7 protein-coding genes are annotated in these 15207 nt (G+C 41.9%); all 7 read left to right on the top strand.

Annotated elements, in window-relative coordinates:
• Positions 1-71: 71 nt before the first annotated feature.
• The 7 genes from H5163_RS02875 to recD all read left to right on the top strand — a co-directional run bounded on the left by H5163_RS02875 (position 72) and on the right by recD (position 15159).
• A complete protein-coding gene (locus tag H5163_RS02875; RefSeq protein WP_182734291.1) occupies positions 72-1115 on the top strand; it encodes an alkene reductase in 1044 nt (347 codons plus the stop codon).
• Positions 1116-1481: 366 nt separating this feature from the next.
• The gene (locus tag H5163_RS02870) at positions 1482-3851 is read left to right on the top strand and encodes a TonB-dependent receptor domain-containing protein (RefSeq protein ID WP_182734289.1); all 2370 of its coding nucleotides are present in this window, start codon (positions 1482-1484) and stop codon (positions 3849-3851) included.
• Positions 3852-3917: 66 nt separating this feature from the next.
• A complete protein-coding gene (locus tag H5163_RS02865; protein WP_149982558.1) occupies positions 3918-5045 on the top strand; it encodes an alkaline phosphatase family protein in 1128 nt (375 codons plus the stop codon).
• Positions 5042-6106, top strand: coding sequence for an alkaline phosphatase D family protein (locus H5163_RS02860; RefSeq protein WP_182734288.1), 1065 nt, complete (start codon positions 5042-5044; stop codon positions 6104-6106). Before H5163_RS02865 ends, H5163_RS02860 begins: the two co-directional genes overlap by 4 nt.
• Before the next feature lie 167 nt (positions 6107-6273).
• Entirely contained in the window at positions 6274-9582 is a 3309-nt protein-coding gene (gene recC / locus H5163_RS02855) for an exodeoxyribonuclease V subunit gamma (protein WP_182734287.1), read from the top strand.
• Positions 9569-13189, top strand: coding sequence for an exodeoxyribonuclease V subunit beta (recB, locus tag H5163_RS02850; protein ID WP_182734285.1), 3621 nt, complete (start codon positions 9569-9571; stop codon positions 13187-13189). Before recC ends, recB begins: the two co-directional genes overlap by 14 nt.
• Complete coding sequence (gene recD, locus H5163_RS02845; protein ID WP_182734284.1) at positions 13186-15159, top strand: exodeoxyribonuclease V subunit alpha; 1974 nt, start codon at positions 13186-13188, stop codon at positions 15157-15159. Before recB ends, recD begins: the two co-directional genes overlap by 4 nt.
• Positions 15160-15207: the final 48 nt, after the last annotated feature.

Here is a 15207-nt window from a genome sequence, read left to right as displayed (position 1 = left end):
CAAAAATAGACTTGAATGTTTTATTGTTCGCCCTTATCTTGAATGTACACTCAAGATAAGGATTGATAAGAATGACCACTGATCTACTGCAACCGTTTAAGCTTAATGGCACGATTGAATTACAAAACCGTATACTTATGGCACCGCTAACGCGTTGTATGGCTGACGATAACTTAGTGCCAACCCAAGCGATGGTTGATTACTACGCACGCCGTGCTGAAGCCGGTTTAATAATTAGTGAAGCCACGATTATTCGCCCTGATGCGCAAGGTTACCCGAATACGCCAGGTTTATTTACCAGCGCACAAATTCAAGGCTGGAAAAAAGTAACCGATGCTGTGCATGAGCAGGGCGGTAAAATGTTTGCACAACTTTGGCATGTTGGTCGGGTTGCACATCCACACTTTTTTGATGGCGACGTTTTAGCCCCATCTGCGATTGGTGTTGAAGGCTCTGTACCACGTATGCGTGAGCTTACTTATATTACCCCAAAAGCAGCAACCACTGCCGATATTAAGTCATTAATTGCAGATTATGCAAAGGCTGCAGAGAATGCGCTTGAAGCTGGGTTTGATGGCGTTGAGATCCATGGTGCGAATGGTTACTTAATCGATCAGTTTTTACATTATGCAGCCAATGAGCGTGATGATGAATACGGGCAAACCCCAGAGAATATGTCGCGTTTTGCACTTGAAGTTGTTGATGCGGTAATTAACGTCATCGGCGCAGATAAAACTGGGCTACGTTTATCTCCTGGCGCTTACTTTAATATGAGCGAAGATAGCCGCGATAAAGCGGTATTTGATTACCTCTTAAACGAGTTGAATAGCCGAGCACTCGCTTACTTACATGGCGGTATTTTTGACGATAGCATGCGCTTTGCAAGCCTTGCAGATAAAACGACGTCAGAATATTTACGTGCGGCTTATTCAGGTACTTTAGTGGGTGTTGGTAGCTATGATTTTGACACGGCTAAAGCTGCTATTAACGCCAATAAGTTTGATTTAATTGCTATTGGTCGCCCGTTTATTGCAAACCCAGATTACATCAGTAAAATCAAAAATGCTGAAGAAGTGGTTCCATATAGTGATGAAATGCTGGCTGAACTAATTTAAACGTAGTTTGTTTTAGTCACTAAACCACCTACGTCTGTAGGTGGTTGCATTAACGCCATACATGTTGATTGCAAACTTGTTTTAGGTATTTATTTGCGATTAGCAATATTGCTTTTTAATCGTTACTAATGCTGTGAAAAATACTCTTTCGTATTGATTTAACTCCCTCTCTATTTCCTACAAATATTACCGCGATAGACTGTTATTTAAATTATAATCTTTATTTTGTTAATTGGTTAAGCTGCATTGTTGCCATAAATAATCAATATTTTTGTCACTGTTACGTCAATTTTTTCGAGCTTTTTTGTCATATATTCCCTCCATACTTTGCCCGTATACAAAACAATAATTGCAAATGGGACAACAATGCGTACTTTTACTAAAAGATCGACTTTAAGCTTAGCAATCGCTTTAGCGTTTTCAACTAATAGCTTTGCAAATACCAACGAAATAGAAGAAGTCACGGTAGTGGCAAAACCAACGAGCTATGCAAATAGTGTGATTGAGCAATCAATGATTGAACAGCAGAGTTCGGTATCAAGTGTATTATCGGTGATGGATAACCTACCTGGAATTAGTATTAACGAAGGCGACGCATTTGGCGGCGACGATTGGTCAACAACCATTACTATGCGTGGTTTTAGTATTGACTCTAACCAACAACAATTAGGTATGACGATAGACGGCATTCCTAATGGTGGCTCTAATTATGGCGGTGGTGCAAAAGCTAATCGCTACCTAGACAGCGAAAACTTAGCCACGGTTGAAGTGGGACAAGGTACCTCAGATATCGCCTCAGCATCACTTGAAGCACTCGGTGGTACGTTTAATTTTGTTAGTAAAGATCCTAGCCTTGAGCGAGAAACTACATTTGCTTACACCAATGGTGACCATGATGCGACCCGTTATTATTTTAAGCATGAAACTGGCACTCTCTTTGATAACACGCAAGCTTATGTGAGTTATTCACAAACCAATACTAGCCGCTGGATAGGTGATGGCAGTAATGGCGGTAAAGATAATCAACATGCTGAGGCTAAATTTGTATCTAACTTTAATGCGCTGACTGTAACAGGGCGTTTATCGTATGATGATGTAAGTGAGACCAACTATAACAGTGTGAGCTTGCAGCAATTTGCGCAAACACCAAATTGGGATCAACTAACTTGGAATTGGACTGGCGTGCCACACTTTGACCAAATGTTTGCAGAAGGTTGGGGTACATTGCGTGAAAATGCGTTAGGTTACGTAAAGTTTGAATATGCAATCTCACCTTCATCATTATTAACAATCAGCCCTTATTACCATAAAAACTCAGGGCGTGGTGATTGGATCCCACCTTATTTAACATCACCTGTCGATAAAGACGGTAATCCAACAACCGAAGGCGGCACAAATGCTGGCTCATATGGTTTTGCAGATAGCCAAGGTAAGCCATTAACGCCTAACGCAAATTGTACAGACACACTCAGTTGGCCATGGGATTCAGGCACAGGGTTGAATCCGGCGTGTTACCCAGATTCGGCAATACCGGTAATGTCATATCGCCATACACACTATGACAAGGACCGTTTAGGTTTAACCGCCGATTATAAATTAACCTTAGGGATGCACGATATTGAAGCAGGTATTTGGCTTGAACAAACTGATCGTGACGAATCTCGTGATTGGCATAAAGTTATTGACGCTCGCGTGTATCATCACTTTGATAGCACCCCATACTGGACGCAATATAAAAATACTTTTGAAACAGATACCTTTAAGTGGTACGTACAAGATTCTATCAGCCTAGGCGATTTTACAGTTAATCTTGGCGCTAAACAGTATTTAGTTGAATTACAAAAATACGATCATTTTGCAGATCTACGCTCTGATAAAATAAACAGTGATTCAGATGTGTTATTTAGTGCAGGTGCTTTGTACCAGCTAACTAGCAGTACAGAGTTATTCGCCAGTTTCAGTGAAAATTTCTCAGCAATTAAAGATGGAGTGCTGGAGCGTGATAGTTCTACACTCACAGAAATTGAACCAGAAACAGCTGAAAATATCGACTTTGGTGTACGTTATAAAGCAGACCGCTTGAGCCTAACTGCGACCGCTTATTCTATTGCCTTTGATAACCGTATTACTTTTATCGCACCTGGCAGTGATACCGGCGGGATTGATTATACGATAGGTACAAATGGCTCTTACATCAATGTAGGTGGTATTGACTCGCAAGGTATTGAACTATCAGCAAGTTATATGCTTACAAATGAATGGAATATTTATACTTCATATACTAATAACAGCTCTGAATACGCATCGCACGATCCAAGTGCCTACGATGCCGATGGTGTTATCCTCAAAGATGAAGACGGAAAAGCGCTACCGCCAAGCTTTAAAAAAGGCGATGACGTAATCGATTCACCAAGCGATATGTTTGTGCTTTCGACCGATTATTACAGTGGCGACTTCCGCTTTGGTATATCCGCTAAATATACCGGTGAACGCTTAGGTGCATTTTTAGATGAGCAAACTCGTACACGTAATAAAGTTGATGGTTATACCGTGCTTGATATCAATGCCGGTTATGCCGCAGACGTCAATGCCGGCCCATTTAAATCAATCGATATTGCTTTTGCTGTCACTAACGTAACAGATAAACAGTATTTAGCGGGTGGGACAGGTAATGGCAGCACTTATTTTATTGGTGCACCACGAACTGCAGCACTTACATTTACTGCTAATTTTTAAGCCCTAATTATAAAAATAATAACCAAAACCCATCCTTGTTGATGGGTTTTTATTGATAGGAATACTATGAAAGCAATAGCTAAACTGGCCGTAATAGGCTGTACATTAATGGTAAGTCATATTGTCAAAGCCAGTGATAATGTCGTGCTTGTGACGCTTGATGGTGTGCGCTGGCAAGAGGTATTTAACGGCGCCGATCAAAAATTGTTAGCAAATCCCGATTTTGTTAAACAGCCAGAGCAATTGAAACAACAGTTTTGGCGCGATGACAAACACGCCCGACAAGCTCAGTTAATGCCATTTATTAGCAATACGATTGCTCAACACGGTGTGTTAATTGGCGATAGAGAGAATGGTTCAACAATGTCGGTGAGTAACCCGTGGTATTTTTCATACCCAGGCTACAGTGAGATCTTAACTGGCAGTGTTGATGAGGCAATTAACAGTAATGATAAAACGCCAAATCCAAATAAAACTATTTTAGAGCGATTAGAGCAACGCGCTGACTATAAAAATAAAACCGCCTTATTTGGCAGTTGGGATGTATTTCCGTTTATTGTTAATACCAAACGCAGCGACGTATATGTAAATGCGGGTTTTATGCCAATTGAGGCAGACTTATTTGCCGATGCGCCACTATTAAATGCTTTACAACAGGAGATCCCAAGTCCTTGGCATAATGTGCGTTTAGACAGTTTTACATATCGTTTTGCCAAAGCTTATATGCTGGCAAAAAAGCCTAAGTTATTAGTGATCAGCTTAGGTGAAACCGATGATTTTGCCCATGATGGTCATTACGATCACTATTTGCAGTCGGCTAAACAAAGTGACGCTTTTATCAAAGACTTATGGCAAACCATTCAGACTACACCTGGCTATAAAAATAACACAACGCTTATTATCACCACGGATCATGGCCGTGGCAGTAACGCTAATGATTGGCAGCATCATAGTTCAAAACAAGCAATGGCAAAATCGGAGCAAGGTCGTAAAGCTTTTCCTGAGGGAATTATTGGCTCTGAGCATATTTGGTTAGCTGCAATTGGCCCAGATATTAAACCGCAAGGTTTATTAAAAACAACAACAGAGCTCAAACAAGCACAAGTTGCGGCAACGATTTTAACCGTACTTGGCGAAAACCCTAAGCAGCTTAATCCCGCTATGGCGGATGCAATTGATGAGATTTTAAAATGAAGCATTTAATTAAAGCGGCCGCATTGGTAAGCATTGTTGCGAGTTTTTCAGTATTAAGTACACCGCAAAAACTAACGCCGCAAAAAATACTGTTTGGCTCATGTGGGCATCAAGATAAAGATATTCCGATTTTTGACGCGATCAATAAAGAGCAGGCAGATTTGTTTATCTTTTTGGGTGATAACATCTACGGCGACACCAACGATATGCGCGTACTTGCCGATAAATATCAGCGCTTAGGCGCTAAGCCCGGCTTTAAAACGTTAAAAGCACAGACTCCCCTTATTGCCATGTGGGATGATCATGATTTTGGCCAAAATGATGCAGGTAAAGAGTACCCACATAAAGAACAGTCTCGGAAAATTATGCTCGACTTTTGGCAAGAGCCAACGGGTTCAGTGCGTCGCACACGTGCCGATGGGATTTATACCTCGTATATGTATGGCGAAGGTGAGCACACGATACAAGTGATCATGCCTGATCTGCGTTGGAACCGCGATGCACTTAACCACGTTAGTGAAACACAATACAAGACTGAGCGTAAAGCGAATAATCAAGGGCCTTATAGCCCAAGTGAAGTAAAAGGCGCATCGATGTTAGGTGAAGCGCAGTGGCAATGGCTTGAACAAGAGCTTAAAAAGCCTGCTGCAATTAAACTGATTGCTTCGAGCTTACAGTTACTGCCTGACTTTACCGGCTGGGAGTCGTGGGCTAATTTTCCGGAGGATAGAAACCGTTTATTTGCGTTAATTAAAAAACACAAAGTAAACGGCGTGGTAATTATCAGTGGTGACACACACTGGGGAGAGATATCAAGGTATGAACAGAACCTTGATTATCCACTGATTGAAATGACCAGCTCAGGCCTTACTGAAAAATGGAAAAACGTCAGTCCTAATAAACACCGCGTGGGGAAGTTCACACATGACGTTAATTACGGTGATTTAAGCATTGATTGGCAACAAACAGATCCAGCTATTTCACTCCAGCTAAAAGGCATTGATGGCGATATGATCATGCAAAGCCAATTTAGCTTATCAAGTATTAGCCCATATAAATAATGACTCCTTCAGAAAATAAAACGCACAGTAGCTATACTGTGCGTATAAAAAGTGAGTTAATTATTGTGCTAACTCGCTGATTTATTAATGCCAATTAGCGACAATGGCTACCCCTATAATTGAAAATATCTTACACTGTTTTTATCTCAAGCAAGAACAGTGTCGCAATGCTCAATATTATTCAATCTAACCGCATGGAAGCCCTGCAAGCGCAGTTTCATCAGCTTTTAAAAGTAAACCCATTAAGCAGCCCATTTGATAAAGAAGTGGTGTTGGTGCAATCTCCGGGTATGTCGCAGTGGCTGAAAATTGGTTTAAGTGAAAGTTTGGGGGTGGCAGCACAGGTAGATTTTCCACTGCCGTCGAGTTTCATTTGGCAGTTATACCAGCAGCTATTACCGAATGTACCCAAGGAGTCGGCGTTTAATAAACCTAATCTTGCTTGGAAATTATTTGCTATTTTACCAAACTGCATTGATGAACCGTTATATTTACCCCTTAAAACCTACTTAGCAGGTGACACAGACGGTCAAAAAACCTTTGCTTTATGTGAAAAAATAGCCGATGTATATGACCAATATTTAATGTACCGTCCGCACTGGATAGCCACATGGGACAGCGGCACTGATAAATTAGATGATGTAGATATTAGTATCGCGCCGTGGCAGCCTGATCTGTGGCGAAAAATAGTAGCGCATAGTCAAGTGCTTGGGCAAAGTCAGTTTCATCGCGCCAATATGCAAGGGCAGTTATTAGCCGCGCTTGATAAAATGGACAGTAGCTTATTACCAAAGCGGATCAGTTTATTTGGTATTTCAGCCATTGCCAGTTCGCAACTTGATGTGTTTGATGCATTGAGTAAAAAAACCGAGGTATTTTTATTCTTTTTTAATCCCAGCGAACATTATTGGGGGGATTTAATTGATGAAAAAACGGCAGCTAAAATAACGGCTAAATACGCCAAAATGCCATTGTTGGAAGCGCAGCAAAAAAAGCAAAGTGAGCCAGAGCAAGACTACTATTTTATTGGTAATCCGTTGTTATCATCGTGGGGTAAATTAGGCCGTGATTACTTTGAACAACTGGTACAGCGTGATGCAAGCTGGATTGATGGCTTTATTGATGTGTTTGACGACAGTTTACTTGGTCAAATTCAAAGCGAAATTTACCAGTTAGCGTTTAAAGGTGAATCCCTTACTGACAATAAAGAATGGTTTATAAACGATGAAGGTAAGCTTGCAATAAGCACTACCGATACCAGCATTGCTCTAAGTGATTGCCATACTCCACTTAGAGAAGTTGAGCGTTTGCACGATTACTTACTTAATTTATTTAATCAAAACCCCGCACTCACCCCAAAAGATATTATAGTAATGATGCCGGATGTTGGCACTTATAGCCCTTACATAGAAGCGGTATTTGGCGGTGCGCAGGGTAACCGTTTTATTCCCTATGCGTTAGCCGATCTAGCCATTGAGCAAGAAAAACCGGTACTGAGTTCGTTTGCAAGTTTAGCGGATCTGCCGTTTTCGCGCTTTGGTGTGTCAGATATCCTTGATTTACTGCAAGTGACGCAAATAGCTGAAAAGTTTAGTGTTGAAGCGCACGAATATGAGCAAATTCAATATTGGCTTGAGCGTGTTGGCGTCAAGTGGGGAATAAACGCCGAGCATAAGCATAGCTTTGATTTACCCGCGATAGAATTAAATACCTGGCAACATGGCTTAAACCGCTTATTGTTAGGTATCGCCCAACGTGATGAACAATGCCCGTTTAATGGCATATATAGCGCTGATGAAGTGGAAGGGATGGCACTTGATACACTCAATAAATTAGTGCATTTTATTGATGTATTGCAACACTTTAAACACAGGCTCACCCCAGACGACACGCTAACTAATAAAACCCTTATCCTGAGTGAACTATTAACGGCTATTTACGAGAGCGAAAGCGACGATAGCTGGGATTTACTGGTACTGCAAAAGGTGCTCGAAGAGCTGCAAAAGCACCATGATAATGGCGATTACACGCAAGTAGTGTCGCAGCGTATTGTGAGTTATTTAATTAAACAAGGCATTCAAGAAAAAGGTGTAGGGCAACGCTTTTTAGTCGGCCAAGTGAACTTTTGTACGCTAATGCCAATGCGTGCTGTGCCATTTAAAGTGGTGTGTATGTTAGGGCTTAACGATGCCGATTACCCACGAACGGTGCAGCCGATTGGTTTTGATTTAGTGCCTTATTCGAAAAAGCAAAAAGGTGACCGATCGCGCAAATTAGATGACCGTTACTTATTTTTAGAAGCGCTGCTCAGCGCCCGTGATAACTTATACATGAGCTATATTGGCCGTTCATGTTTTGATAATCAACCGCGTATGCCATCAACCTTAGTGAGTGAATTACTAGAATACATTGGCCGCAGTTTCAAATTTGCTGAGCCAAGTGAGCAAACCTTGCCTGAGTGTTTGATCAATAAACAGCATTTACAGCCTTTTAATAGCCTAAATTATCAGGCAGATACCACTAATACGCTGCAATCCAATCACAGTTATAATCCAATTTGGTTACCCGCTCAGGCGATAATCCCAGAGCCACTGACAGCGCTTGAGGTCAGCGCACCTGAACATCTTGAGCTGGATATGTTTATCCGCAGCGTATGCAATGCACAAGAGAGTTTTTATCAGCAAAGTTTAGGGTTGCGTTTAGCACAATTTAACGAAGTAGCTAAAGATGAAGAGCCATTTAGTTTAGACGCACTGCACCGTTATTTTTATCTCGACGAAATACTCGAAGCGGCTATTTTTGAGCAGCCCCTTAGTCGTGAGCAAATACTGCAACGAGGCGAGTTACCGCAGGCGCATGTTGGAGATTTGATCTTTGAGAAAATGCAGCACCGGGTTGATGCACTGGCAGGGCAAGTTAAAGAGCACATCAAGGGCGGCAAAAATGAACCGATTGAAGTTGCGCTAACACTTCACAGTGATAACAACAGTACTGAGCTTGAAGGCTGGTTAAATCATCTTTATCAGCACAAACAAGTGTTTTATCGTAGTGCCAGTATCAAGGCAAAAGATCTCATCAAGGGCTTTATATATCACCTTGTTGCGCAGTGCGTGGATCAACATGTAGAAACTGTATTACTTGGGCTTGATAAACAAATCACTTTTGCAGCTTTGGATAAAGCAGATGCCCAAGCACTGTTGCAAGATTGGTTTACTTTATATAACGCGCTACTTAAAGAACCAGTGGCGTTTTTTCCTGTGAGTGGCTATGAGTACGTAAAAAGTGGTGGCGATATTGGCAAAGCAATGAGCAAATTTAGCCCACAATATATTGGCCGAGGCGAGGGCGAGAACCCCTATATTCGCTTAACAACGCAATCGTTGAATGAGTGCCAAGAGGAATTTATACGCTGGAGCGATATGCTACTTGCGCCGTTATTTGCACATGCAAAGGAGAGTGACCATGCAAGCGCTTAATCCACTTACGATGCCGCTTATTGGGCAAAGTCTCATTGAAGCCAGTGCAGGCACCGGTAAAACTTATACTATTACAGGTTTATATTTACGTTATTTACTCGGCATGCAAATCGCGCAACAACACTCATCGCCCGTAAATACTCCGTTGAGTGTTGAACAAATATTGGTCGTTACCTTTACCGATGCCGCCACCCAAGAAATTAAAGACCGTGTGCGCACTCGTATTATAGCAGCACGTGATGCACTGCTTGGCCAAGCAACAGAGGATGAGCTGATCAATGCTGTGATCGCCACAATCGATGATAAACACCGTGCATTTGATTTGCTCGATGCCGCCGCTAAATCGATGGATGAAGCAGCAATATTCACCATTCATGGTTTTTGCCAACGAATGTTAAAACAGCATGCGTTTGAGTCTGGTGTGGCGTTTAATTTGGAGTTTATTTTAGATCAGCGGGAGATCTTGCTTGAAACCATTAAAGATTTTTGGCGAGTGTTTGTATATCCACTCAATAAAGAAAAAACTGATGCAATTTTAGAGGTATTTGCTGCCCCTGAAGCGTTATTTAGTAAAGTGGCGAACATACTTAATAAAGGCAATGCGCTGGTTACTCCGCAAATAAAACTAGATGATGTGTGGCAAGCACGCGAGCTATATCTTGGTAAAGTCGCGAGCTTTAAAAAAGCCTGCCTTGATAGCGAATTTATTGCAGCTGTAAAAAGCTCTGGCTTAAGTGGTGCCAAAACACCTGCACGTAAAGGTAGCCTTGCAGCGCTTGAGGCATTTTGTAAAGGTGATGAGCTGTTTTTTGAGTTTGGTACAAACAAGTACTCTTATGAAATATGGAGTACTGAAAACCTCAGTGACGAAGCTAATTATAAAAAAAATCAGCCTTTGTTTAGTCATGTAATGCTTAGCCAGTTTGATGAAATGGCGAAGCTTGTTAACACCGTTAATCAAGGCTTGGCAATCGCTATTGTGCAACATGCGGCAAGTTGGGTTAAACAAGCCATTGTAAAACGCAAGCAAGAGCAAAGCGTTATAACTCCTGATGATTTATTAACTAATTTGCACAGTGCACTCAATACAGAGCAAGGCGCAGCACTGGCAGAAAAAATAGCGCAGTTGTTCCCGGTAGCGATGATTGATGAGTTTCAAGATACTGATCCCATTCAGTACGGTATTTTTAGTAAAATTTATAGCCAAGAAAACACCACGCTTGCCATGATAGGCGACCCTAAACAAGCTATTTACGGTTTTAGGGGCGCGGATATTTTTACGTACATTGGTGCTAAACACGAAGTGGCAAAGGAGCAGCAATTTACCCTTGGTACTAACTTTCGTTCCAGTAGCGATGTGGTTGCAAGCGTCAATGCACTGTTTAGTAAACACGATAACAGCTTTATTTATAACGATGCGATCCCGTTTAATCGCGTGGCGGCACAAGGTAAAAAAGCCGATAAATCGTTTTTAATTGATGGCCAACCTGCCACCGCCTTTGAGTTTTGTGTGTTTGCAGATAGCGCCGCAGATGAAAAAAATAAACCAACTAATAAAGGCATTGGCCAGCAACATTTAGCTAGCTATTTTGCCAATAAAATAGTGACCTTACTTGAGCAAGCACAGCAAGGGCGTGCGTGTATTGGGAATAAGCCAGTCACGGCGGCAGATATTTGTATTTTGGTGCGTGATCGGGTTGAAGCGCAAATTATGAAAAAAGCCCTCAGTGATGCCAAAATTGCGAGCGTGTACTTATCCCGTGAGAGTGTATTTAGCCAAGAGCTGAGCCATCATTTACTTAATTTTTTATCGGCTTTACATGGCCAATACAACGAATCACTGTTGCGCGGCGTGTTAGCTGGGCCACTATTTTGCTTAAGTTATAATGACATTTATGCCTTGGCTGATGATGAAGCACAGTGGCAAGAGCATCTTAACTTTTTTGCTTACCTGAGCTCTATTTGGTACAAACAAGGTGCTATGGCAATGCTTGAGCACTTACTCAGTCACAATCAATTAAGCGCGAAATGGCAAGGGTTGGGTTACAACGTTGAACGTTGGCTGACCGATTTTCGTCATTTAGGCGAGATCCTACAGCAAAAACAAATCGAGCTAGAGGGTACTTTACGGTTATTACGTTGGTTTGCGCAGCAAGTAAGTCAACAAGATGGTGAAACCGTGCAAGTACGCCTTGAGAGTGATGCCAATTTGGTAAAAATAGTCACTATGCATGCTTCAAAAGGGCTTGAATACCCGCTGGTATTTATGCCATTTGCCAGCGGGTATCGTGAAACGAAAGATGCGTTGTATCATCAAGATGGCCAGCTGATTTACGATCTCAGTAAAAATGACGATGCGTTACAAAAAGCGGAGCAAGAACGCCTAGCTGAAGATTTACGGTTATTGTATGTTGCACTCACTCGCGCCGTTCATTACTGCGCAATTGGTATGTATAACCTAGGCCAAGGACAAAGTAGTCGGTTGGCAATTCAAAGTAGCTCCTTAGGGCATGTATTATTTGCAGGACTTGATATCACCAGTAGTTTAGTGTGGCGCACGCATTTACAAGAGTTTTGTGCTGACAAACCAGCCATGAGCTATCAACAGTTTACTAGCGAAGAGTTATCTCAGCAGGGTGCATTATCACTGCAATCAAGCCAAACACAAAGTCACAGTGTGAGTGTTAATAAGGTTAAAGTTAAAATTGAACGTGATTGGCGCACCACCAGTTTTAGTGCGCTGAGTTTTAAAAGTCATAGCGAGCATTTAGAACCTGGGCGCAGCGACGAAGATCATCAAAAAGATGAGTTTGCCACGCAACAAGACGATATTCGCTCACCTTATAGCTTTCCCAAGGGGGCAAAACCGGGTAGTTGTTTACACGAGATTTTTGAGCAACTGGATTTCACCAGCCCAGAGCAGCACCCCACAAACCATGAGCAAAACCTAAGCGTGGTAGTTGAGCGTAGCTTGAACAAATACCACATTAGTGACCAATGGCAAGAAACAACTGAGCAATGGGTGCTTGCCGCGTTAAACTGCCCATTGAATGAAAACGGTTTAAGTTTAAGTAAATTAACGCCACGGGATTGTTTGGTTGAAATGGAGTTTAATCTGCCAATTACCAGTTTAACGGCAAAAGGCTTGAATGAAACATTGATTAAGCACTTTGGTTTTAATCAAAGTAGGCTCGATTTTTATGATGTAAAAGGCTTATTAAAAGGGTTTGTCGATTTAATATTTTGTCATAACGAGCAGTATTTTATTTTGGATTATAAGTCTAACTTTTTAGGCAACCAGCCAACTGATTATGAGCAAGAGCATTTAGAGCAAGCTATGAGTAGCCACCAGTACCATTTACAGTATCTAATTTACACCGTGGCATTGCATCGGTTATTAAAACAACGGATCAACAATTACAGCATTGAGCAGCATTTAGGTGGCGTATATTACACCTTTTTACGTGGTATGGCAGATGGAAAAGGTGTGTACTTTAAAAAGTTGACCGCCGAGCAAGTTATTATTTTAGATGGGCTTTTTAGTCAAGGCAGTGTTGCCCAAAGCATAGATGAGGCAACCGAAAATAGCCAAGGAGCAATGCTATGAGCGTGTTAGATACCAATACAGCCATTGCAACAGCAGCGACGAACGACGTACAAATAGTGCCATTGTTTGATTACCTACTTAGCGAAAACCGGCTACGAATGGTTGATATAAAACTGGCAGAATTACTGTGTAGCAGTGAGCAAACTCAACAACCAAACGACGTTTATTCACTGCTTTTATTACTCTGTTTATCGCAGCAAAGTCAGCACAGCTGTTTAGATTTAGCGCAGGTAGATTGGCGTAATCCGTTTAATTTACGCCAAAGTGATTTTACCAAACTAGCGGGCATAATTCCTGACACACTCAGCCCGTTTAGCGACACATTTACCACCGCAGAGGCAATTAATTGCTTGCAAAACCATCCTAGTGTCGGGGAGACTAAACCGTTACAGTTACTTGAACAACGACTTTATTTTGCACGTCTAAGCGGTTATGAGCAAACACTGGCATCACGATTGTTGTTAATGAGTGAGCGTAAGCTTGATATTGATAGCGATAAGTTAACTCAGTTACTTTGTGACTATTTCCCCGAACAAGATGCACCAGAGCAAGGGCTCGATTGGCAAAAGGTCGCCTGTGCGATGGCAGCAACCAAAGGCTTTAGCGTTATTACCGGTGGACCAGGTACAGGTAAAACCACGACCGTGACTAAGCTACTAGCAATTTTACAATCGCTTTATCAAAATGCCCCACTGAGTATTAAGTTGGTGGCACCGACAGGCAAAGCCGCTGCGCGATTAAGTGAATCAATCCTTGGGGCAAAACAACAGTTAAAAGATAAAATAAGCGCAGCTATTACGCCGTTGATCCCAGAAAGCGCGCAAACGATTCACCGGTTACTGGGGGTAAAACCGTTTACTAATAAGTTTAGGCATAACCGCAGTAATCCATTGCATTTAGATGTATTGATCATTGATGAAGCGTCGATGGTTGATTTATCGCTGATGGCTAAACTAATTGAGGCCTTACCAGAGCATGCGCGACTTATATTACTCGGTGACAAAGACCAGCTTGCCTCGGTTGATACCGGCAGTGTAATGAGCGATTTATGCCAAGGTTTAGTGCTTGGCCAAACACCAAGTTATTCAGAGGCGCGTTGCGCTGAACTAAACAGCTTATGCTTTAATAACCAGCGCAAATTAGTCGCAGGTAATAGTCAATTCAAACTGGCCGACTGTATCGCGTTTTTACAGCACAGTTACCGTTTCACAGCCGACAGCGGCATAGGTCAATTAGCATTAGCGGTTAATACCAATAACAGCGGCAAGCTCAATTATGTAGAGCAAGAGCTGAGCAGCGGCCAATTTAAAGACGTTATTTTAGACTATGACATTGTAAGTAAACCGATTGATAAACTAGTACAAAGCGCCGCCAGTAAATACGCTCAGTATCTTAATTTAATTAAACAACACGCGAGCGTACAAGACATACATAAAGCTTTTGCCAGTTACCAGTTGTTAGCCGCAGTACGAGAAGGCGATTATGGCGTTCATAGTTTAAATAAACGCATTGAAACGCAATTAAGCCAGCAAGGATTGATTAATGTAAACTCAAATCAGCGGCATTATTTGGGCATGCCGATTATGATTGCGCAAAACGATTATCAGCTAAAACTATTTAATGGAGATATTGGGATTTTAATGCACGACGACAGTGCCCAGCTCAAAGCCATATTTATTGACGAGCAGGGCAATCAACGGGCATTTTCACCAGCCAGACTACCAGCCCATGACACTGTTTATGTAATGACTATTCATAAATCACAAGGCTCCGAGTTTGCCTATACGGCTATGGTACTGCCACCACAAAACCAAGCAACTGCCGGCATCAACCGCCAGTTAGTCTACACCGGCATTACCCGCGCTAAAAACACTTTCGAGCTGGTGGCTGATAAAAAAGTGTTGTTAATGGCAATGAATAAATCAGTCAGCAGGGCATCAGGATTGTATGAGAGGTTGGTGGAGCTTTGAAAGGGAAAGCTTTAAGTTTTAAGCTGCTTGATCTGACCCCGTTAAATT

The sequence above is a fragment of the Pseudoalteromonas sp. SG44-8 genome (genome assembly GCF_014164125.1).
Taxonomy (GTDB): Bacteria; Pseudomonadota; Gammaproteobacteria; order Enterobacterales; family Alteromonadaceae; genus Pseudoalteromonas; species Pseudoalteromonas rhizosphaerae.
The sequence above is the reverse complement of the archived record's forward strand: the minus strand, read 5'-3'. Positions and strand labels throughout refer to the sequence as shown.